General features: G+C 59.4%; 21 protein-coding genes. 11 read left to right on the forward strand and 10 right to left on the reverse strand.

Annotated features, from left to right (window positions below):
• Positions 1-111 (forward strand): ATP-binding protein (locus GTA51_RS21320; protein WP_246198130.1); only part of this gene is annotated, 111 nt, incomplete at its 5' end.
• Between the two features lie 1,391 nt (positions 112-1,502).
• On the opposite strand, the gene GTA51_RS20675 is transcribed toward GTA51_RS21320, so the two are convergent.
• Positions 1,503-1,676, reverse strand: coding sequence for a hypothetical protein (locus GTA51_RS20675; protein ID WP_170300346.1), 174 nt, complete (start codon positions 1,674-1,676; stop codon positions 1,503-1,505).
• A gap of 1,175 nt (positions 1,677-2,851) precedes the next feature.
• Here GTA51_RS20675 and GTA51_RS18280 point away from each other — a divergent pair.
• The 8 genes from GTA51_RS18280 to GTA51_RS18315 all read left to right on the forward strand — a co-directional run bounded on the left by GTA51_RS18280 (position 2,852) and on the right by GTA51_RS18315 (position 12,764).
• On the forward strand, positions 2,852-4,768 hold the full coding sequence (locus tag GTA51_RS18280; RefSeq protein ID WP_160963686.1) for a methyl-accepting chemotaxis protein: 1,917 nt from the start codon (positions 2,852-2,854) through the stop codon (positions 4,766-4,768).
• Positions 4,765-5,889 (forward strand): chemotaxis-specific protein-glutamate methyltransferase CheB, encoded by a 1,125-nt coding sequence (cheB, locus tag GTA51_RS18285; RefSeq protein ID WP_160963688.1) that lies wholly within the window; start codon positions 4,765-4,767, stop codon positions 5,887-5,889. The genes GTA51_RS18280 and cheB overlap by 4 nt, the downstream gene beginning before the upstream one ends.
• The gene (locus tag GTA51_RS18290) at positions 5,886-7,352 is read left to right on the forward strand and encodes a CheR family methyltransferase (protein WP_160963690.1); all 1,467 of its coding nucleotides are present in this window, start codon (positions 5,886-5,888) and stop codon (positions 7,350-7,352) included. Before cheB ends, GTA51_RS18290 begins: the two co-directional genes overlap by 4 nt.
• A gap of 2 nt (positions 7,353-7,354) precedes the next feature.
• Positions 7,355-9,661 carry a hybrid sensor histidine kinase/response regulator gene (locus GTA51_RS18295; protein WP_160963692.1) on the forward strand — a complete coding sequence of 769 codons (2,307 nt, stop codon included), beginning with the start codon at positions 7,355-7,357 and terminating at the stop codon, positions 9,659-9,661.
• Between the two features lie 88 nt (positions 9,662-9,749).
• On the forward strand, positions 9,750-10,118 hold the full coding sequence (locus GTA51_RS18300) for a response regulator (protein WP_160963694.1): 369 nt from the start codon (positions 9,750-9,752) through the stop codon (positions 10,116-10,118).
• 14 nt (positions 10,119-10,132) lie between these two features.
• A complete protein-coding gene (locus GTA51_RS18305) occupies positions 10,133-11,842 on the forward strand; it encodes a response regulator (protein WP_160963696.1) in 1,710 nt (569 codons plus the stop codon).
• Entirely contained in the window at positions 11,839-12,348 is a 510-nt protein-coding gene (locus tag GTA51_RS18310) for a chemotaxis protein CheW (protein ID WP_160963698.1), read from the forward strand. The genes GTA51_RS18305 and GTA51_RS18310 overlap by 4 nt, the downstream gene beginning before the upstream one ends.
• Positions 12,345-12,764, forward strand: a complete 420-nt coding sequence (locus tag GTA51_RS18315) for a hypothetical protein (protein WP_160963700.1) — start codon at positions 12,345-12,347, stop codon at positions 12,762-12,764. Before GTA51_RS18310 ends, GTA51_RS18315 begins: the two co-directional genes overlap by 4 nt.
• 219 nt (positions 12,765-12,983) lie before the next feature.
• Here GTA51_RS18315 and GTA51_RS18320 read toward each other — a convergent pair whose 3' ends face one another.
• The 8 genes from GTA51_RS18320 to GTA51_RS18355 form a co-directional block, all read right to left on the reverse strand.
• Complete coding sequence (locus GTA51_RS18320; RefSeq protein WP_160963702.1) at positions 12,984-13,373, reverse strand: hypothetical protein; 390 nt, start codon at positions 13,371-13,373, stop codon at positions 12,984-12,986.
• A gap of 22 nt (positions 13,374-13,395) precedes the next feature.
• Complete coding sequence (tnpC, locus tag GTA51_RS18325) at positions 13,396-14,769, reverse strand: IS66 family transposase (protein WP_246198224.1); 1,374 nt, start codon at positions 14,767-14,769, stop codon at positions 13,396-13,398.
• A 136-nt stretch (positions 14,770-14,905) separates the two neighbouring features.
• Positions 14,906-15,877 carry an ATP-binding protein gene (locus GTA51_RS18330; protein WP_160963704.1) on the reverse strand — a complete coding sequence of 324 codons (972 nt, stop codon included), beginning with the start codon at positions 15,875-15,877 and terminating at the stop codon, positions 14,906-14,908.
• A 184-nt stretch (positions 15,878-16,061) separates the two neighbouring features.
• On the reverse strand, positions 16,062-16,931 hold the full coding sequence (locus GTA51_RS18335) for a PD-(D/E)XK nuclease family protein (protein WP_160963706.1): 870 nt from the start codon (positions 16,929-16,931) through the stop codon (positions 16,062-16,064).
• A 79-nt stretch (positions 16,932-17,010) separates the two neighbouring features.
• Positions 17,011-17,910, reverse strand: a complete 900-nt coding sequence (locus GTA51_RS18340; RefSeq protein WP_160963708.1) for a DUF3150 domain-containing protein — start codon at positions 17,908-17,910, stop codon at positions 17,011-17,013.
• A gap of 18 nt (positions 17,911-17,928) precedes the next feature.
• Entirely contained in the window at positions 17,929-18,126 is a 198-nt protein-coding gene (locus GTA51_RS18345) for a DUF2997 domain-containing protein (RefSeq protein WP_160963710.1), read from the reverse strand.
• A gap of 82 nt (positions 18,127-18,208) precedes the next feature.
• Positions 18,209-18,631 (reverse strand): DUF1257 domain-containing protein, encoded by a 423-nt coding sequence (locus GTA51_RS18350; protein WP_160963711.1) that lies wholly within the window; start codon positions 18,629-18,631, stop codon positions 18,209-18,211.
• A 9-nt stretch (positions 18,632-18,640) separates the two neighbouring features.
• Positions 18,641-20,077: an AAA family ATPase gene (locus tag GTA51_RS18355; RefSeq protein WP_160963713.1), complete on the reverse strand. Its 1,437-nt coding sequence runs from the start codon at positions 20,075-20,077 to the stop codon at positions 18,641-18,643.
• A 143-nt stretch (positions 20,078-20,220) separates the two neighbouring features.
• On the opposite strand from GTA51_RS18355, the gene GTA51_RS18360 reads away from it, so the two are divergent.
• Entirely contained in the window at positions 20,221-20,508 is a 288-nt protein-coding gene (locus tag GTA51_RS18360) for a hypothetical protein (protein WP_160963185.1), read from the forward strand.
• 277 nt (positions 20,509-20,785) lie between these two features.
• Here the strand turns inward: GTA51_RS18360 and GTA51_RS18365 are convergent, their stop codons facing one another.
• Positions 20,786-21,856, reverse strand: coding sequence for a GNAT family N-acetyltransferase (locus GTA51_RS18365; protein WP_160963715.1), 1,071 nt, complete (start codon positions 21,854-21,856; stop codon positions 20,786-20,788).
• A 123-nt stretch (positions 21,857-21,979) separates the two neighbouring features.
• Here GTA51_RS18365 and GTA51_RS18370 point away from each other — a divergent pair.
• Positions 21,980-22,332: CoA transferase (locus GTA51_RS18370; protein ID WP_211922653.1), on the forward strand; the 353-nt coding region annotated here is incomplete at its 3' end.

Below are 22,332 nucleotides of genomic sequence, written 5' to 3' on the forward strand. Positions count from 1 at the left end.
GTCTTCGGAGACGCCAAGATGACCACGGCGCTCTTGGACCGTGTGACGCATCACTGCGAGATCATCGAGACTGGCAACGATAGCTGGAGGCTCAAGCACAGAAGCCAATGAGGCGCCCCCCCCCCCCCGATTAGATGGAGGGCGGACATCAACATCGAGGGGGTCAATTTTGGACGCTGATTGGGGGTCACTTTTCGGTGCTGTTTGACAGCGTGGGTGATGGGAAGACGGGGCGAACCCAACAAATTCCCCTTGTGTGTTGGGAATAGCGTTGGGTAAGAAAAAAGGGTTTACAGCATTTTTGCCGTAAACCCTTGAATTTTCTTGGCGTCCCCAAGGGGATTTGAACCCCTGTTAGCGGCGTGAGAGAATGGACACAGCCCCGCACCGCCCAATGATTTCGGTGAGTTGGACATGCACAGCGGTACACGGAGATACATCCAGATACATGGCCTGGGGTACCAACCGGGGTACCAACGCCTGTCCAAATACTCAGACCGCAGCCGTTGAATTACTTCTCGGTTTACTCCTCCGACCAAGCTCGAAGCGACCGATCAGGCAGGCAAGGAGATTAGCCTGCATAGTTTCAAATCATGCGATCCCTACCCCCCTACCCTCTTCTCCTGAGCCCATCCGCCCCAGTCACCCACCCAGGCGACGTTGGCCGGAAGATTCAGGGCCGTTTGCCTGCCGTGATATCTACATCCACCTTAGTTCCACGAACTCTCCTACCAACTCGATCATCTGGTCCCAGGAAGCCACACCCAGGACGCGATGGTGCAGTTTTTCAGCACGAGCATGGAGCCCATCCTGACGGAGAGCGCCTATTGCCATGAGGTGCAAGGAATACATGTCCAAACAACTGTCGGGACTGAGTACGAGGATGGGCGTAGTCATCTAATCCACCTTCCCGAAAATAGCTTCAACCAACCGGTCAGCTTCGGCGTCACGGTAAAGGGCGTCAATGGTTTCATCGGGCAATTCCACGATGATCTCCTCGAACTTTTTGCGGTTCATGCCTGCAACCATCCAGGGCTGCCGGCCTTCATACTGTTTGCGGGTGATGCGGAGCTTAGCCCTGGGTTTTCCCTGCGTCAGTCGTTTGAGCATGGCGACGGGTAGCATCAACGCCAGTTGCTGTTCAAGCGCTCAGACGAACAAGGCCTGGCAGAAGAGAGGTGTAGCTTTCCTCCGCCGGGCCGGGCCTGACCGCGCCTGATTGGGGAGGAGGCGGCGGCTGTCTATCGCATATGTCTCATGTTATTGGTCCGGCCGTGATTAAAGGATATTGTCAGAAGGGTTCCCTCGCACGATGATATCCAATTCCATGTACTCAGCCACCAAGATCGCCATGCGGTGCCAGGATGGTATATTCAGGCCACGTTGATGCAGTTCATGCGCCTGATCATCGAAGCCAGCATGACGAAGGGTTGTGATAGCTTCCAGAAGCAGGGCGTGCATGTCGGGGCACTGGCTAAGATTAAGGATTAGAGCTGCCCTACTCACCGAAACTTAGTCCTGTCGAACAGGCCGCGTTTGGAAGTCTCCAGCCCCTTGTGTTGGTCGAAGCGGAAGTCCCCGTGGACACTACCGGGCTGGTGTTTGGCCTTCCAGATGAGCATACCGGCCAGGGCCAGGACGAAGAGCACGACGACGCCGATGATGAGCCATTCCATGATCTAATCCACCTTCCCAAAGATCGCTTCGACCAGTCGGTCGGCTTCGGCGTCACGATGACAATGATCCACAAACCCATCTGGTAGGCTGGTTAGGAGCTCCTCAAACTTCTGGCGTGGCATGTTGGCCGCTACCCAGGGCCTTTTTGTTTCGTACTGCCGTCGGGAGACTTTCAGGATCGCCCAGGGCTTTTCGTTTTTCAGCGTCTTGAGCATGGCGACGGGGTAGCAGAGACGCCGGTTGCGCTCAAGCGCAGATATTTATACTCACCGACCATGCCCACGATGTTCGATCCCCTCCACTGGCTGCGCTCCAAGGGCGCGGTTGCCTCCCTGAACAAGGACGGGGAGGTACAGCTGCTTTTCAGTGAGCACACAAACCGGGAAACCAGGGAGCGCATCAAGCGCGTGATTGCCCGGTATTACACCGGTCTTATCAAGATGCAGTTGGACGTGCCGCCGGGGACGCGGCCGAGGACCGTGCAGCAGCTCCGGGCAGCGGGGCGACTGAAGATCGTCGAAGGGAAATACAAGCTGGTGAGGCAGAGCAGACCCAGAGTCCGGCAGAGAAGAGGTGCAGCTTTTTTTCTGCCGGACCCAGCGTCGCCCTCCACCGGGCAGGGACCTGTCCCGTGACTATTTTTTTGAGAATTTTTCCACCATTCATCCAATGATAAGGGGAAAAGTAACTCAGAAGCCCGTGCGGGCCCCTGTCAACGCTTCGCCGAAGAAGGCCTCGCGACCGTCAACTCATGACTTGGGGTCGGTGTGGCGCGCTACCACATAACCGTAAGGCTCTTTCATCCTCTATTCCATACCGGTGTGACCGGCGCACAAAACGTGAAATTATGCGCCAGTGTCGGGCTTGACCGGGTCAAAACGACACGCACCTTCTCTCCTCACGGCAACACGGAGCGTACACATACCCTAGGCCACCTCTTTTTGCGCTTTCCGCTCGTGCGCTTTCCGCTCGCCCGTGGTTGCCGTCTGGCTGCGCAATTGCGTTCGCCCGTTCAATGGGTACGCCACAGCCACCGGCGCACCATCTGGACCCGCCCATCTGGACCCGTCTTGCGGCTGGTGGCGCTTTTGTATAGGCTCTATTAGACCGTCACCCTAACCGTTGCGGGTCGAGCTTTCGCGTGTCATTACCAATCCCGAACGAGGATGCTTTCATGTTTCAGAATTTTCGCCTCTGGGCCAAGATCATGCTGGCCGTGGGTGCCACCATCGGCATTGTCTGCGCGGTGTTGACCATAAACAACCTCGCCAGCATGGGCAGCCTTATACGCGAAGCTGAGCGCAACGCACTTGACGCCCATTCGAAGGCCATCCTCAACGGCATCGACGCCGCAAGTCGCATGGCCGAGACCATGAGTGCCGTGGTCGCCAGCATCCCCTTGGTGCAGGAAAAGTTCGCCGCAGGCGACCGCTCGGCCTTAAGTGACCTGTTCGTGCCTGGCTTCAAGCAGCTAGCCAAGGACTACGGCGTCGAGCAGTTCCAGTTCCACACCCCCCCGGCAACCTCCTTTTTCCGCGTGCACCTGCCCGAAAAGTTTGGCGACGACATGTCCACCTTCCGGTTCACCGTGCTTGCCACCAACAAAGACCAAAAGCCCACGCGCGGCCTTGAAAGTGGCGTGGCGGGCCTTGGCGTGCGGGGCATGGTGCCTGTGTTCGCCGGGGGCAGGCATGTTGGCTCGGTGGAGTTCGGCATGTCCTTCGGACAGCCGTTTTTCGACGAGTTCAAACGCCAAAACGGCGTGGATGCAGGCCTCTTCCTGCTGGACAAAGAGGGTTTCAAGACCATGTGCTCCACCCTGGGCAAGAATCCGCTCCTGCCCCTGGACGTTCTCAAAAAAGCCATGGGCGGAGAACCCCAGCTAGCCGACTGCGAGCATAACGGGGTGCCCTACGCCGTCTACGCCACCGCCGTGAAAGACTTCTCCGGAAAGCCTGTCGGCGTGGTCGAGATAGCCATGGACAGCAGCCGCTACCAGACAATGCTCTCCCAAACGCGCACCAAAGCTGTGTTGGCCGGCCTTCTGGCCATCTTGCTTGGCTTTGGGTTGGCCATGCTGGTGGCCAGGCACCTTGTGGGGCGCATCAACACCGTGGTCGAGGCGGTTAACCGCATGGCCAAAGGCGACCTGTCCGTGGACATCCCCCTTGAAGGCAGCGATGAGATAGCTGCCCTAGCCAGCGCCATGCGCGAGATGCGACGCAAGCTGCATGACCTAGCGGCTGAGGTCAGTACCAACGCCGCCGAGGTGTACGCCGCAGCTCAGGAGATAGCTGGGGCGGTGGAAGGCCAGGCGGCCACATCCAGCGAGATGTCCTCCTCGGTGGCCGAGATAACCTCCACAATGGAAGAACTCTCGGCCTCCTCCACGCAGATCGCCGAACACTCAAAGTCCGTGGTGGACATCGCAAGCCAGACCCTCGAAAGCAGCAAAGTCGGTTCGCAGGCCATGCAGACCATGCTGGAGCGAATGAACGACATCCAGACCGACAACCAGCGCAACCTGCAGGAAATTGTGGAACTTGGGGTAAAGTCGAAGCAGATCGGCAAGGTGATGGAGATCATAAATGCCGTGGCCGACCAGACCAAGCTCATCGCCTTCAACGCCGCCCTGGAGGCCTCCAGCGCTGGCGATGCGGGCAAGCGCTTCTCGGTGGTGGCCAGCGAGATTCGCCGCCTGGCCGACAGCGTGACAGACTCTACCAGGGATATAGAAACCAAGATCAATGAAATTCAGGACTCGATCAACCGCCTAGTCATCACCTCAGAGAAGGGCGGCGCCGTCATCGCTGCAGGCACAGCGGCCAGCGCCAACACTTCAGAACGGCTCGCCACCATAGTAACGGCCGCCAGCCACACCACAAGCGCGGCCCAGCAGATATCGCTCTCCACCAAGCAGCAACAGATCGCCAGCAGCCAGGTGGTGGTGGCCCTGCGCGAGATTGTTATCGCCAGCTCGCACACCGAGCAGTCCATCATCCGCATCTCGCAGGTCAGCAAGGAGATGTCGGCCTTGTCGGCGCAGCTTGACGCCCTGGTTCGTCAATTCAAGCTTATCGATACGGTATGACCCCCGCCGCCCACAGCAGAATCCGCGTGGTCATCGCCGACGACAGCAGCCTGGCGCGCGCGATGCTGCGTGACTTTTTGGAAAGCGATGACGGCATCGAGGTCGTCGGAGAGGCGACCAACGGTCGCCAGGCAGTCGATCTGGCCAGGGATCTCAAGCCTGATCTCATCACCATGGACATAGAGATGCCGGTGATGACCGGGCTTGAGGCAATAGACACCATCATGCGCACTAAGGCGTTGCCCATCCTGGTGGTGACAAGCGTGCTCGACGCGCATAATGCCCTTGAGGCGGTGGGCAGGGGTGCCCTTGACGCGATGAGCAAGCCTGACTTCACCCGCGAGTCCAGGGCCGAGTTTGTCGCCAAGGTGCGCCTGCTGGCCGGGGTGGCCATGGTGACCCGCATGGGCGAGGCCAGGACGTACCCGCTGCCTGGCCTCGCCTCCGGGCTATCTGCCCCGCAGCGCCCGGCCCCGCCCAGGGCGCAAGCCGAAACGGCGTCCGCGTTGCGCTCGGAGGCCGCTTCCGGCTGCTATTCACACGTTTTCGCCATCGCCTCCTCCACCGGCGGCCCGCAGGCCCTGGCCTGTATACTGTCTGCCCTGCCGAATGATTTTTCCTGCCCGGTGGTTATAGCCCAGCACATCTCGGAAGGATTCGCCCCGGGCATGGCCAAGTGGCTCTCAGGGCTGTGCAAGCTGCCCGTGCGTCTTGCGGTCGAGGGCGAACCGCTCAGGAGTGGCGAGGTTCTTGTGTCGCCCTCCGAGCGCCACCTGAGCGTCTCCCCGAGGGGCCGCGTGGCACTGGTCGAGTGCAAGCCCACCGATGTCTTCCACCCCAGCTGCGACCTGCTGCTAAGCTCCGTTGCCGAGGTATTCCGCAGCAGATCCGTGGGCATAATCCTGACGGGCATGAGCAACGACGGCGTCAAAGGACTTGCGCGCATACGCGAACAAGGCGGCGCCACCATGGCCCAGGACGAGGCCAGTTCCGTGGTTTACGGCATGAACCGCGTGGCCATCGAGGCAGGGTTGGTGCGGCGCGTGCTTCCCATCGATGCCATCGCCGGGGCCATGGCCAGCCTGCAAGCGCCCCGGCCGGCGCGAGACAGGGCGCAATGACGCCCGTAAATCCCGAACTCGCCCTGTTCATCCCGCTTATCAAGGAGCGTTGCGGCCTCTTGATCAAAGGCAATAACGAAGAAACCCTCGCCCGCGCGCTAAACGAACGCATCGGAGCGCTTGGAATTAACCGGGCCGCGTATCTAGCGCACCTTACCGCCAACCCGGCCGAGTTTCAGGAGTTGGTGAACCTGATCACCATCAATGAGACCTATTTTTTCCGCGAGCCCGACCAGATAAGCCTGTTCGTCAACAAGATGGCCCCGGACTTTTTGGTTTTACGGGCGGGCAGGACGCCGGTGCGCGTTCTTTGCGCCGGATGCTCCTCCGGAGAGGAGCCCTACTCCCTGGCCATGGCGCTTGCCGACAAGTACGGCGAGGCAGCCTCCAAGCTGTTTGCCTTCACCGGAGTGGATATCGACAGCAAGGCCCTGGCCAAGGCGCGCGCTGGCCATTACACCCGGTTCTCTTTCAGGGGCGTGCCTGCCGGAACTCCAGAACGGTATTTCGACAAACAACATTCGGGCTATGCGCTTAAAGCCTACGTGAAAAATCTGGTGGAGTTCCATGTGCTCAACCTGCTCGAGGGCACATTCCCGCCGTCCGTGCGCGACTTCGACATCATCTTCTTTCGCAATGTGTCGATCTACTTCGATTTGCCTACGCGCAAGGTCATCCAGGGCCGGCTGGCCTCGATCATGAAGGACGACGGGGTCTTGTTTCTCGGAGCCACGGAGACTTTGGCCAACAACCTTGGCGTGTTGTCGCTGGTGGAAGACTCGGGGCTTTACTACTTCGTCAAAAAGGAGCCGGCGACAAAAGAAACAGCAGTGCTCTCTGCCAGCACAGAGCCGCCCGTCGCTTCGGCTACGCCGCCCGCCGCGTCTCTCGATCCGCCCGTTGCTTCGCCAGAGCGGCCCGCCCACACGGCAGAAGCATCCGCCCCGCTCGAAGCCGCTAGGCGGTTGACGCGAGAGAAGCGATACGACGAAGCCATTCCCCTGCTTGACCAGACCCTGGCCGTCCGCCCGCAAGACACCGAAGCGCTGCTGCTCAAGGCGCACGTGCTGCTGAACCGCAAGGACTTCTCCGCCGCCGAGCAGATGACCCACGCCGTCTTGCAGATTGACGCATGGTCGGCAGACGCCCAGTTCCTGCTTGGCCTGGCCGCTAGGTGGCGCAAACATCCCGAAGAGGCCATCAGCTGGTTCAAGCAGGTGGTCTACGCCCACCCGGCGTGCTGGCCCGCGCACTACTACCTGGCCGACCTGTACCGCAACAACGGCGAAACAGAACTTGCACGCCGCTCGTATCGCGTTGTTGTCCAACTCCTCGCTGGCGGCGCACCAGACACCGGCATCAGCCATGTGCCCCTTGACCTGCCACCGGAAGACATCCGCTTTCTCTGCGAACATCAACTGGCCAGGCTGCCCCGCGCGGGCGAGCCTGCGAAGCGCGGGTAGACATGGCCATAGACATCAAGAAATATATCGTGCGCTTTTCCGAGGAGGCGCGCGACCACATCAATAAACTCAGCGAGGGCCTATCCGAACTGGCGACGGGCAACGCCGACAAGGCCTGTATCGACAACATATTCCGCTCGGTGCACACCATCAAAGGCTCCTCGCGCATGCTCAAGCTGACCACTATCACCCAGACCGCCCACAAGCTTGAAGACGTAATGGGCGCGCTGCGCGACGGCAGCCTGAAGCCCACCCCGCAGCTTGCGCAGCTGCTCTGCAGCGCAACGGACACCCTGTCCGCCCTGGTAGAGCGGCTGGCCGAGAAGCCAGACGGCGACAGCCTCCCACCTGCGGACCAGGCGCTGCTCAAGGCGCTGACGCTGGCCGTTTCCGGCCTGGACGTTGAAGCACAGCACCGTTCACCCGCCGACCCGGCTTCCCCGCCCATGCCTGCAGAGCTGCTTTGCGCAGCCAAGCCTCTTTCGGCTGCGGCCACGCCCGCTTCTTCCCCTGGCCAGGCCGCCCCCCAGGCACAGCCGCAAGCGCCCGCCGGGCCTGCGAGCGCCTTGACCCCTTCCGCACCTTCACAGCCCCCCCTGGTGGGCAGCGTCGCGGCCAAGCCCGCCCCTCAAGGGGAGGCAGAGCCAAGGCTCAAACCTGCGGAAACTGTCCGCGTCCGGCTGGGCAAGCTCGACGAGCTTATCAAGCTCATGGGCGAGGTGGTATCCAGCCACGCCAGCATGCGCCAGCGGCTCAAAGACATACGCGCCCTTGAAAACGAGCTGGCCCTTAGCGTCGCGAAGCCCGTGGCCGCTCGTCTGCACCGCTTCGTACAAGACCTGCGTGACGACGTGCAGGCCCAGGAGGTGCTTAAGGATGAGTTGCACGACAAGATGCTCGTCATGCGCATGCTTCCGCTGGCCATCATATTTGAGCCGGCCGCCCACCTAGTGCGCGAGATGGCCCGCTCCGTGGGCAAGCAGGTCGAGTGCGTGGTGAAGGGCTCTGAGATAGAACTCGACCGGCAGATGATTGACAAGCTCTCCGACCCCATTATCCACCTTATTCGAAACGCCGTTGACCACGGCCTGGAAACAGCAGAAACCCGCGCCGCCTCGGGCAAGCCCGCTCAGGGCAAGCTGACCCTGTCGGCGCGCCAGGACGGCAGTTGGGTGGTGATCGACGTGGCCGACGACGGCGGCGGCATACCCCTTGAGGCAGTGCGCTCTAAGGCGGTCAAAAAAGGTTTCGTCAGCCAGGAGCGGGCCGCGTCGCTCTCCGACGAGGAGAGCATCGACCTTGTCTTCCTGCCGGGGTTTTCGACCAGCAGCATTATCACCGATCTGTCCGGACGCGGCGTGGGCATGGATGTGGTCAAGCAGTGCGTCATAGACGACCTCCGGGGGACCATCAGCGTGGAGACCTGCCCACTCCAGGGGGCTACGTTCTCACTGCGCCTGCCACTGTCTCTGGCTGTCATGCGCGTCGTGCTCGTGGAGGCCCAGGGTCTGGCTTTTGGCTTTACCTCGCAATATGTTGAAGAGTTGCTGCGCCTGCCGCGAGAAAGCCTATTGCGCGTGGCCGAACGCGAGGCCGTCATTATCCGAAACGAGTTCGTGCCAGTGGCGCACCTCGCCGAGATGCTCGGCATACCCTCCCGGGCCGGGCGTCCTCCTGGTCGTGCTGGGCGCACGCCTGGCGTGCTGCTTCTGGTGCTGCGGGTGCGCAACGAGAAGATAGCCCTTATGGTGGACGACCTGCTTGACGAGCGCGACATGGTCATCAAAACGTTGCCCGAGCACATGCGCAATCTGCCACTGATGGCCGGCATGGTGACCACCGGCGGAACCGAGTTGGTCAGCGTTCTGCACGCGCCAGGCCTCATCGACTTGGCAAGGCGGACCGCTCCCCGTTCGGACCGCGCTCAGCACGAGGAGCGCGGCCGTCGCTCAATACTGGTTGTAGACGACTCGATGAATACCCGCGAAATCGAAAAGGATGTGCTTGAAGCTAACGGGTATGCCGTAACCCTGGCGGAAGACGGTGTCGACGGCTTACGCAAGGCCCTTGACGGCGACTTCGACGCTGTGCTCACCGATGTCGAGATGCCAAACATGGACGGATTCACCCTTACCGCGAGGCTGCGCCAGGAAGAGAGATACCGTAACAAACCCATTGTCATCATTACCTCGCGTGAGAAAGAGGAAGACAAGCGCCGTGGGATTCAGGTTGGCGCGGATGCCTATATCGTCAAAGGCGACTTTGCTCAAAGTAACCTGGCGGAAACTCTGCGCGTACTGCTGGGATGACGCCGCCATGCAGCCTGTGGCATAATAGGCTGCATGGGCCAGGACAACCTGCCGGTTGCTCCGCAACCGTGCAACGGAAGGGAAACCCATGCGAATTCTTGTGGTGGACGACGACCCGATGGCCGGAGAGCTAACCGGGGCCGTGCTTGAAGACATCGGCCACGAAGTTATCCTTGCCCAGGACGGGCTGGATGCGGCAAGCAAACTCCGCGTTGACCCCACGATCGAGATGGTCGTCAGCGACATGAATATGCCAATCATGACCGGCATCGACCTGTTTCGCCAATTATTCGCCACTGGCAACACCCTGCCCTTCATCCTGCTCACCGGCGACGAGCCTGAGGGGCTCCTGATACAGGAACCAAGGCTTGACGCTTGCCTCATCAAAGATTTCAGCCTTGACGAGACACTGCCGACGGTTATCGCCAATGCGCTGCGAGCAAGGGGCAAGGCCTGAAAGGAACACACACCATGACCGACACCAAACCCCTTTCACCCCGCGAAAAAATCGCAAAGCTGCGCGCGGCCTTTGTCGAGCAGCTGCCCGCCCGGATACGGCACGCGCATGTACTATTCGAGCGGCTTAAGATCGACCCAGAAGATCATGCGGCCGCCGTGGACCTGCACCGCTTCCTGCACAACCTCAAGGGAACGGGCAGCTCCTTCGGATTTCAGGAGTTGGGTGCCGCCGTAACTCTGGGCGAGGGGCTTGTTGCGAAGCTGCTCGACATTCCGGCCCGGCCTGTCCCTGAAAACTGGGAGCAACGCCTAAGCGAGTACCTGGGCCGCATCGAGAAGGCGGCCAGCGAGGCCTGCTCGCTCTTCTGCGGCCTTCCCGGCTGCGATAATCCCGAGTTCACGCTGCCCAACTTTTCCATCCAGTCCGTCGCTGATTGCAGCGGCCGGTTGGTGTACATCTGCGACGATGAGGTGCTTACGCTGGAAAATCTCGCCAGCCAGCTGGCCTGCTTTGGCTACGAAACCCAATCCTTCACGGACACCACGGCCCTGCTTGAAGCCGTGGACAGGCGGCGGCCGGACGCGTTAATTTTAGACATTCATTTTCCCGAGGGGCAAATCGCCGGCGTTGAGGCACTGGCCGAAGTCCGGCGCAGAGCAGGCAATTGTGACGTTCCCGCCATCTTTCTGTCCGCGCGAAGTGACTTCGCGGCCCGCATGGCCGCAGTGCAGGCAGGCGGCGCGGCCTATTTTCACAAGCCTGCCAACGTCAGCGAGCTGGTGGCCGCCCTCGACGAGTTGACCCACCAGCAGCAGCCGGTACCCTACCGCATCCTGGTGGTGGACGACGAGCCAGGGTTGGCAAGCTACCACAGCATCATCCTGCAGGAAGCCGGCATGGCGACCTATCAAGTCACCGACCCGTCCAGCGTGCTGCAGGTGTTGCAGGAGTTCTTGCCGGACATGGTACTCATGGACATGTACATGCCCGAATGCAACGGCCTAGACTTAGCCAGGCTGATACGCCAGGTTCCCGAGCACGTAGGCCTGCCTATCATTTACCTGTCCAGCGAGCCGGACCGCAAAAAACAGTTCGGTGCCATGCGCGTCGGCGCGGAAGGCTTCATGACCAAGCCTGTCGTGCCCTGCGAGTTGGTGGCCACGGTGACTATCCTGGCCGAACGCATGCGCATCCTGCGCTCGCTCATGGCCCGCGACAGTCTGACGGGCCTATTGAACCACACCACCACCACCCACCTGCTCCAGAACGCCCTGGCCACGGCCGAACGCGCAGGCGGTTCGCTGTGCCTGGCCATGATGGACCTTGACCGGTTCAAACTGGTCAACGACACCCATGGCCACTTGGTGGGCGACCAGGTGCTCCTGGCTTTATCGCGCGTGCTGCGGCAGCGGCTGCGCAGCTCCGACATTATCGGACGCTACGGCGGCGAGGAGTTCGCGGCCATTCTCCAAGACATAACGCTTGATCGCGCTACACACCTAATCGACGAGCTGCGCAAAGATTTTGCCAGAGTGGTGTTCCATTCGGCCAGCGGGGAGTTCTCGTGCACCTTCAGCGCAGGCGTGGCCGGTTATCCAGCGTATACAAGTGGCGAACTGTTGCGGGAAGCTGCCGACAGGGCGCTTTACGAGGCCAAGCGGAACGGGCGCAACTGCGTTGTCCCCAATACCACCCAGCCCGGGGAGCCTAGCAAGACATGAATGAGATGACCCTTGATCAGGTGCTGACCAAACACCACAAAGACAACGCCATCGTGGATGTGGACGAACCCACGGTGAAACTTGTTGTTTTCGCCCTCGGAAATGACTGGTTTGCCTTTCATGGAAACCATATCCGTGAAATTCTGGCCCAGGTCGACGTCTTTTTCGTACCGGGTTGTCCACCGTCCATAGAGGGGGTGATAAACGTACGCGGCGACATCGAATCGGTCATACGCCCCCGCGAGCTATTGGGGCTGCCGGACAGCGGGGCGTATACCTGCTCGTCGGTGCTGCTTGGCCGCGGCGGCGGCGTCAGCAGCGGCGTGCGCGTCGACCGCGTGATAGACGTAATCGACGCGCCCCAAAGCAGCGTCCAGCCGCCCCCCGCCACCTTGCCCGAGCGTATGCGCTTGCTGGCGCTTGGGGTGGTGCACTTTCAGGAGCACTTAGTCATCGTGCTTAACATCGACACCATGTTCGCCGAATTCTCCCGAGGCCTAGGATGAGCAGCGAGATCGCAGCCCGAGGGGCGGTCGGCACGCTTGCCGTGGTGCTCTTCACGGCCGGCGGATGCCGAGTCGGCCTTGAGGCAGCCAGGGTGGCCGAGCTACGCCAGTCTTCATCCGCTGCAGATATCGACGACTTCGAGACACTCTTCGGGCTGACGCCCCCCGCCAAGGCGCACCAGCCCCCCCCTCAGGCCATGCGGCTGCGTGAAACCCGGACAGATATCCTGGTTCGCGGCCCTGTTGACCTGGTTCAGCTGCCCGTTGCCCGCATCCACCCCCTGCCCCCCCTGCTTGCCGCCCGCACCGGGCTGCGTGGCCTTTACGCCCTGGCCATCCTGGAAGACGCCGGGGAATATTCGCTGGTGCTGCTTTTCGACCCGGACCTACGCTCCCCTGCCCCACCCAGAGGCTAACGCTGCGCCTGCCGACGCAGGTGCCCGATAAAAAAAACCCGCCCCCCGGGAAGGCGACGTCACTATCAAGCGATTCATTGGATACTCGACTTTCGGAGTTGCTGTTAAGCCGCTTTAGCTTGAGATCTTTGACAATTTGAGCATTCCAGGCCGAAATATCGGATCGCTTGGCCAACCATAGCCTCAGCTAAGGCATTGTCAATGAGTTGCCAACCATCATTAGTATGTTGTTTCAAAGAGTCTTCGCTCAAGCCTATCATTTATAAAGCAAAAATCGTTTTGAGTGATAAAATCACGGATTTTTTTGGCATCACCAACGCGTGTACCATTCAAATCCCAGGAAATTTTAACATTTGAAGCTTTGATGTCTGCCAGCGGAGAACACCGTTTAACGGATGCAAAGAGCCGTATAGCAATATGGTTCTTTTGGAAACGTTTCACAAAAACTTCAGTATCCCATACTGTAAAATATTTTAACTGTTTTTTAAAAAAATATGCCTGCTTATACACTGAGAAATAAACCTTATCTTCACCTACTATAGATCTGATCTTCACAAGAGCCCATTGTTTGGCGATTTGTGTGCACCCGCAAAAAGTTTTCGCATTCATTCGCGTCTCATTTTGTAAGCGCTCACGGGATAAGCAGCGCCTGAATCCAATCCAGGTTCGGAGACCGAGTTTGAAAAGCGGCCGCCATCGCATCGACCAGCACCGGGAAGGTTCGCCTTCCCTGAATTTTGCACGTCTGGCGCAAGCTGAGGATGCGTTCGACCCAGTTGTCACCACTTTCACTGGCGGTTCCGAGACTTCTCTTGCGCCAGAGCACCCCGAAGCGCAACGTCCGCTCCGCGAGGTTGTTCGTCGGCTCAACGCCGGCCTCTTGGAGGAACAACCACAAATGCTCCATCTCACGTTCCAGGTGACGGACCAGCCTCCCAGCGGGATCCTTGCGATCGCCGTAGATCGAAATCAAGCGATGGAGTCGCGCGATGAACGCCCGCCATTCGCCGACGGTAGGCGGAGCTTTGGCCATATGGCACAGCCGCCTAAGTTCGTCTCTCGCCCAGGTTCCACACTGGGCCAAGGCTGCGTCCTTGCGCTCGGCCAGCCCCTCGGCCTCCCGGATCAGATGCGCCAAACAGGCCTGTCGCAGGCCTACCCATTGGCGATACACGGCGTAGCCGTCGGCAACCAGAATGCCGGACCATCCCTGGACAAGTTCCTCGAACGCGGCCTTGGAGCGCCTGGGATGGATCATGAACAATGCGGCGCGGGAACTGGCCAGAACCCAAAGCCAGACCAGTTTGGCCTTGCGACGCCATGAGGTCTCGTCAACATGTCCAACCGGTGCGTTTCTCGCGACCTTGGCGATGCTATCGTAATGTGGCTTGATGGCTTGAGAGACCCGATCAATGACTTTCTGAATCCCGCCTTGGCTGATGGGCAGGCCGAAGACGGACAAGAGGTAGTCCTGCACAGCGCGGCGGCTGTCCCCATGGATGCCGCAAAGCTCGGCGATGTTGGCCGAAAGCCGGGGTCCAAAGCCCGTGCGTTTCTCTGGCGGGACCAGAGCCTTGACCATTCGGCCGCACCGAGAGCAACGGCCTTGGTAAAGGATGATGTGTTCCACATCGAGCCTGGGCTCGGGAATCTCGATGTGTTGATGGATGTAGTAGGGCTCGGGATCAATCAGGTCGGGGCAGCCGCATGCACACGGACCGGGATGGAGTTCCGTGATTTCCGTGGGCCGCAGACACTGCTGGCGGACACCGATGCGTTTTTTGCGGGGTTCGGTCTTGTTGGTCTTCTTCGCCCTGGGCTTGAAAGGGCTGTCAGATGAGGGAGGCTTGTTGGAATTGGCGGAATTCTGATTGAGCTTAGCCTGAAGTGCTGCAATTTCGAGTCGAAGCTTTCGGTTCTCGACATTCAATTCATGGACGAAGCCCAGCATGGGCCACGGTGTGTGCCTGACCACTTCAGACGTAATGAGCTTGGCTGACGCCATGGCGTGATCCATTTGAAAACAATGGGCATTTCATAAAAAATGTCCAGAGGGTGTGAGCGGGTACCTCATTTTTCATGTTTCCTAGGCATGCTTTCATTTCGAAAAAAAGGGTCGATTTCTCGACCCGGCAAAAGGGTTAGGCAGCTTTCTTGTGCTGCTCTAAAATTGTTATTAATTGCTTCAGCTTCTCTTCTCGCATCTTGCATTGGCGCAGTAGGTTAAGCTGCTCGGTCAATTGGTTGGCCTCAAGGTCCTCAAGGCCGGAGACGCCGTAGCGCTCGCATACGTAGGCCTGATACGCCTCGACATGGGTGCCAAGGCCTAACTGGTTGAACATGCGGTCCAGGGTGTCGAGCAAGAATGCGTTTTTGCGTTCCGGTTCGACAGGTTGGTCATCCGCCACGGTCTGAGCAGCGTCAATTCCCGACGCAGCCCCTCCAGCATTCAACCACTCCAGTATTTTGATACCGGTCTCGGCATCGGGTGTAAAGTAGTTGCCATCGAAAAGGCTGGTTCGGTCTTTGGTGGCAGTAGCCACATGCCCGTCGATGGACAGGTCGAAGACGACGGTGAACTCATATTCGAGCCCATCGCGTTGTTGCGGGGCAAGGCCGATCTTGGCGACCTTGGTTTTTCCCCCTTCGCTCACCACCTCGTAGGCGGTCTTGGTGCGCAGGGTGACTATCACATGGCAGGCCGAGCCAAGCATGGCGTCGACCAACCGGTTGTGGTCCGGCGTGACCTCGCGCCAAGCGGTAAATGAATTGCGCACGGCCTTGGTCACCTTGTCATGGATGTCCAGAACGCCGCCAGGGCCAGCCCAGGCGTGGCTGAGGCTGTCGATGATGAGCACCGCATAGCCAGCTTGCTCGGCGGCACTGATGGCTTCCACGTATCTGTCTGGGGAAAACGGCGGCGTCAGTTCGGCCACGTCGAAATCGACGAGATGCGAATACAGTGATCCGCTGCCCCGTTCGGTGTCGATCATGGCGATCCTGCCGCCGAGTCCCTTGGCAATTTGCAAGGCCGAAAAGGTCTTGCCGGAGCCGGCCGGCCCCATGAGGGCCAGCCGGAGTTTCGAAGTGCCGCGATGGGCTTTATGAAACATCGAAATGCTCCTTGGTTTTACCCCACAGAATCTGCCGCTCAAATCTGAACAAGCAGGCGGGATGGAACATAGTTTCCGCCTCTTCCGAGTCTAACGCCCTGGAACAGCTCCCGGGGAGCATGACGCAATCCTCCTCAGGGAGGATGATATCTTTGCACCAGAAACAGCGCATGGGAACCTCCTTTCAGAGATTGACCGCGTCGGGGAGATTGATCTCCTGGCGACGCTCCTGGTCTTCGCGATAGCGGTCCCAAGTTTCCCGGCCAAAGGTGGCGATGGCGGTTTGCTCCTCGCCGTAACAGGCGCTGGCCGCATCACACCACGAGCAGTGGATTCCCGGATTCTTCCAGAAATGCCCCTGCTCAATGTCTTGGGCGACTTTGCGGCAGATGTTGTAGAGTTCGACGAAATGGGCCATGGACCGGCGCGACTCGTCGAAATGCACCTGGGGCGTTCGGGTCCGAATGAGGTAAACCAGGGCCACAGGGATGGCGGGCAAGGCCTGAGCCTCAAACGGCAAGGAATACAGGTAGGCGTAGAGTGTCAGTTCCAGGGCAACCCGGGACATGCCCTCGCGGGGCATGCGCTGGACCGATTTAAGGTCCACCACACAGTGATCCCCTTCAGGCCCGACAAGCACCATGTCGATAAACCCGGTGAGGGTAATCTCCGGATGCTCGACCAGGGTGATGGGATGAATGAGCGGGGTATCGACCCGGAGCTCGATATGCCGGGCGGTCACCGGACCAAGCTGGTCCAGGAAAGCCTGGGCCTGCATGAAGCACTTGGCCTGGGCGGCCAGGTATTCGCCTTGGGTTTCGTAGCCGCAGCGCTCGAAGGTGTTCTCCAGCCAAAAGGACAGAGAGGCTTGTTCGAGCACGTCGTCGATCCGGTCCCGGTACATGACGCCGGCCTCCACCAGATGATGGATGCAGGAGCCTTCGACCAGGGTCGGCGAGGACTTCGGGGAACGCAGCCCCAGTTCGTAAAAGAGGTAATATTTTTCAGGGCATGACAAAAACGTGTTGAGCTTCGATTTCGAGAACCTGATCATGCTGCCTCCTTTGGGGCAATAGAAAAGCGCGGGGTCTGACATTGGGTAATGTCTCCCCCGCGCTTGGTGTGGGTTTCAGCTATGCCGCTTGTTGAAGGGATTCCCCGTCGAGGCGAATCCTGCGGCGGGGCAGTTCCTCGATGGCGGCGTCGATGGCGGACTTAAGCCGTCCCATCTCGCCCGTGACCTGCTGACGCAGGACATCGTTGTACGAGATGGAATAGCCGGTCATGCCGCCGACGATCTCCTTGGCCTGGGCAGCCAACTCGGTGAGCTTGTCGTCGTCAAAGACGTTGCGGTCCCCGAAGGTATCCAGGAACTCGTGCATCTTTCCCAGCATGGTCGACTTGAAAGCCTTGGGCTTACCGTCGCCGTTGCCGGAGAGACGATCCACCAGGTGGCTGACGATGTGGCCGAACTCCTCGCGAAGCGCGGCCATGGAAAGCTCCTTGGCCTCGTCCATGAGGTTCTTGAACTTCTCCTTCTCCCGTTCATAGATTTCGGGAGTCAGGATGCCGGACTTCTTGGGGGTGGCCAGGGTGACGAAGCGCCACTCGAAGCTGAACTTCTCCCGCATGTTGAGCGGATAGTCGGCTTCGGCGAAGAGGTCGCCCAAGGCTTGCCGGGCTTCCTCGCGGGCTTCCTGGTAAAAGTCGATGAAGGTATCGACCTTATCCCAATACTCGTCCTTGATGGCGTCCATGCGGCCGTCAATGTCGGCGATGGAGTCCTTGGGGATGAGATATAGGCCAGACAGGGGAAAAGGCAGGGCGCTGCGCTGGAGCAGCTGCCGGGCCTTCTGAATACTGGTCTTGATCGGCGAGAGCAGTTCCGGGTTGATGAGGAACTTCTTGCCCTTGAGCCATTCAGTATTGCCCACGCTTTCCAGCACAGCCGAGTTGAGGGACCGGCTTCCAGTCCAGCAGGACGTGGACAGTTGCAGCAGACAGGCCTTAGCAAACAGGGTGTCGTAACTCATGGCGCATCTCCTTTGGGATTATCCGCAAAGCGGAATGTGACGTTTCACAGCGACGCCTTGGCGTTGGTAAAACGACGCGGCGAGATTTCGGGCGGTCTCGGTGCCGAGCAGGTCCTTTAAAAACTGGGACTCAGCCAGGCAGACCGGACCAGAAAAGCCTTTGGTCTCGATGCGGACTTCGCCGTCATCGAGAATGTCCACGACGATCTGTTTCATGGGAAAAGCCCCCCTTGACGCGTCAAGCGCCGGGTAATTGTCGCCGGTACGGGGATGGAGCCGCGAGGATGCGGCTGGTGACTTAAGCGGACAGGGTCAGGCGGATGCCGTGTTCGGTGCGGGATTCGTTGATTCTGAAGTTGCGACGGCGCGCTTCCCGAAGGGTGCGCTCGATGGCGTAGGCTTGTTTGAGCCGGCCGCCGTTTTCGCCGACGCGGTTTTTCAGTTTCGAATCCCAGTAGTCTAACAGCAGCAGGTAGTTGCCGTTTCTCCTGACGACGCCGATTTCATAATCGGCTTCAGGGACGCGGATGGCGTGGTGGCATTTGCCGAGATCATCCAATGTCATGCCTTCCGGCAGGGGATATTTCTCAGGATCGACCACCCGGCCGTACCACTTGTAGGTGGTCGCACCCTCCACGAACTCAAACCCCAGCCTGTGACAGGCGTTTTTGAGGGCTTCAAGGTCGGTGATGGCGACTTCTATTTTTGAGATGTGACTCATGGCGGCCTCCTATTGGATGCCGGCCGGCGCCGGGGCGGCCGTGGTCCGAATTTTTCGGGACTCCTCGGGTTCGTCTTCCGGCGTATTGGCCAGACGAGCACGAGTGCGCGCCCAATTGCGCAGGGACTCAATGTCCTCGCGCATGGTCCGGGACAGGGGCACTATCGAGTGATAAGCCTCCTCCAGGCCCGTAAAGGCCGTCTCCTTGGCTAGCTGTTCAATTTCCGAACCAGACCAGCCAGTGAGGCGTTCGGCGTATTCCAGAGGGATCTGGACGCCGTAGCGTTTGGAGACGATGCGGATGATTTCCCGGCGTTCGGGCAGAGTCGGCAGGTCCACCAGAAAGATGGCGTCGAACCGACCGGCCCGCATGGTTTCCGGCGGGAGTTTGGTCACGTCGTTGGCTGTAGCCATGACGAAGACCGGGGAGCGGTGTTCCTGCAGGAAGGTCAGAAAGTGACTGAACATTCCGGAGGTGGAACCTCCGTCGGTCTCGCCGGAGGATTTGACCCCGGCGAAGGCCTTTTCGAGTTCGTCGAGGAAGCAGACGCATTCGCCGAAGCTCTCGATAATCCGAAGGGCTTGGCGCATTTTTTGTTCTGATTCCCCGACCAGGGAGCCTTTGAGGGCTCCGATATCCAGACGGATCAGCGGCCACCCCAAAATGGAGGCGGCGGCTTTGCAGCATAAGCTCTTGCCGGTGCCAGGCGGTCCCACAAGGAGGACGCCTCTGGGGCAAGGCAAATGCTCGTTGCCGGGCATAAAGGCTTGAGCCCGCGTTTTGATATAGTGCTTTAGCCGCGACAGCCCTCCTACTGAGGAGAGATGTTCGGGCTCCCATACTTCCAGCAAACCGGACTTCCTGATGATCTGGGATTTGAGTTGGGAAACGACGCGAGAAGAGAAGTAGCGTTTGGTGACCAGCGACAGGGCATAGGCGCACTCGGCTTCGAACTCAGTGAGTCCGCGAGCCAAACGTGCGCATTTTTTGTTGGGTTTGATGTTGAGGGGAGTCCCGAGATCGTGTTGCAGCGAATAGAGGCTGTCGGTGTCGGGTAAAGGCAGGTCGATGACCGTAAAGATGGATTTGAGCTCTGGGCGGATCTGGATGACCGGGGAGACCATGACAAGGCATGATCCCCGAGACTTCCAGAGCTGGATGCCGTTTTGGACGCCCTGAATGACTTCAGGAGAATCCAGGAACAGATGAAGGTTGTGGGCCAAAAGGACGGTGTCCCGCTGACCGGAGAGCCAATTGATGGCTTCGACCGGGTCGCGGATTTCCTCTGTGACTTGCTGGAACCCGGCTTGGCGGATGCCCTTGGCACAGCACCAGGCGAAAAAACTCCAGATACCAACAAACGGTAGGGTGTTTTCAGCCCGGGCTGGCTCTTGGGTTAAGACGCACAGCGCGGGGTAGCCAGCTTTCAAAAAATCTTGCAGCATTGCAAAAAGACCTCCAGTCAGTTGGGTTGACGAGCAAAATCGCCTTACAGGCCTATTTCTCTATACATAACTTGAATATTCAAGCAGTTGTTAGAGAAATTACCCTGGTATATCGTCAACTTTCTACAAGCTGGAGGCACACAATGCCTTTACTCAAAGGGGTGATGATTCTCGGCGGTGCCATGCTCGGCGCTGCTGCCGCTGCCGCAACCGGACCGTTGCTGGTCGTTTCAGCCCCCTTCCTCGGGGTGTTCGGCGCGACCACCTATTCCGTAAGCGCTCTCGGTGCTGCTGGCGTCTCCGCCGGTATTGCTTCCGGCCTTGCCTTTGGCAGGGTCGCCGGCGAAACTGGATCGGCCCTGGTCATTCAGGGTCTGTCCAGCGCATCCGAGTCGCTCATGGAAAAACTCCATCGCAAGATTCGGGAGTGACGGCGGCAAGAGAACCCCTGGCTCACGCCGGGGGTTTCTCTTTTTTTAAGGGCGAGTCGTCGTGTTGATGGGACATCCGATGTCGTGGCTGGACTGTCAGATCAGGGACAAAGCTGCAGATATTCTCACCGCGGTTTATGATCGATGCCAGGAAATGGCTCGTTTCAGCCATGCGTCTGCTCAGCCGCTCACGCCGATGTCCCCCTCAGGAGCAAGGGGCGTATGAGCAGATGACCCTCAACTGAGCCGCGTCATTAAAGATTTAGTTGGAACTGTGCTATCCCTTTGGAACCTCGCCCCAGCCCGCTTTGCTCACCGCAACGCGGTGCTGGTCACGTTCGGCCATGGCAACGATGGCGGTGATGGAGTCTCCGTACAGCTTGAGATCCTTGAACGAGGATGATGATCTGCGGCGTTGCAGCATGAGCGCGTCCGTTTCAAACCAGTAGGGCATGAAACCGCCGAAATAATAGCCCCGCGAACGGAGTGTCTCAATTCCCGCCGGAGCGTCCGGCCGGCCCAGATCGAAAATCACCTGGACAATGCCGTTGTCTCCGGCCTTGTGCTCCAGGTCGGACACGATTCTTTCCAGGTCGCGACCCGGCTCGTGAACCCAGACCTTGATGCAGGCGGCTTTCTCGAAATCGATGATCTCGACCCGCGAAGATTCGGGCAAAGTCGCCTGGGAACCGGCCTCGATCTGTCTGTCCAGGCCGGCTCTGGCGCAAAAGTCGACGTAAGCTGCGCGGTAGGCGGTCGGCAGGTGGACGGTCTGCGGGGTGAAGAGCATGGGCTTGACGGTCAATACGAGCGAAGTCCGGTCCCCGTGCCGGTAATCGTCCGAATAGGCGCGGGAAGGAATGGCGTCCATGGCGATGCCGCAGGGAATCATGCCGGTGGTTTCGCACATGCGCTGCGAAAAGGTATGGGTGCACACGGCCTCGCCGAAAATCGCTCCGGCTTGGGCCATGTCTGGCAGCCGTTCCATGGCCTGAAGCCAGAGATCGCGGGCCATGCCCTTGCTGCGCTGGTTTTTGAGAATCATGAGTTGGGCAAGCTCATACAGACGCGGCCAGGGCGAGCAGCGGTAGATACCTATCATGCCAAGCACGTCATCTCGACTGGATTTGGCCACCACGGCGTGCTGGGCTCCCGAGGCGTACCGTCGGGCGATCTCGGAAGGATCGTAAACGTAATCAAAGGGATGTTGGTCTCCATAGACGCTGTAGGTCAGCCGGGCGACACCGAGTGCATCCTGGGGCGAAATCAGGGAGATGGCATAATCCTGGTCCGGGGGGACCTCGCAGTCTCCTAGACGGTGCGCCACGATCAAAACGTCGCGGTCCATGGATTCTCCCTTGGTCCTCCCAGACGGTTTTGAGGGAAGACAGATTGCATCTCATACTTAGCTTCTGGACTTTATCCTGTCAAAGCGACTAGATCAGCAAAATAAGAGCAGGATAGGTGATCTATGGATATCTTGCGCGGCATTCGGGTCGTCAATCTTGCCCTCAACCTCCCTGGTCCCCTGGCGGCGAATCGCCTCGCCCGCATGGGGGCAGAAGTGGTCAAGGTCGAACCGCCGGCCGGCGATCCCATGGAACTCTACAGTGCCGCATGGTATCGGGAAATGGCGGCAGGGCAGGAACTCGTCCGGCTGGACATGAAAACGCAGGAAGGACAAACGCGATGCGGCGAACTGCTCGCCGACGCCGACTTGCTCATAACCTCCAACCGCCCGTCGGTGCTCACCAGACTTCATATCTCCTGGGAAACTCTGCACCCGAGGTTCACGAAGCTCTGCCAGGTGGCCATCTTTGGCTA

The sequence above is a fragment of the Solidesulfovibrio aerotolerans genome (assembly GCF_009856865.1).
GTDB lineage: Bacteria > Desulfobacterota > Desulfovibrionia > Desulfovibrionales > Desulfovibrionaceae > Solidesulfovibrio > Solidesulfovibrio aerotolerans.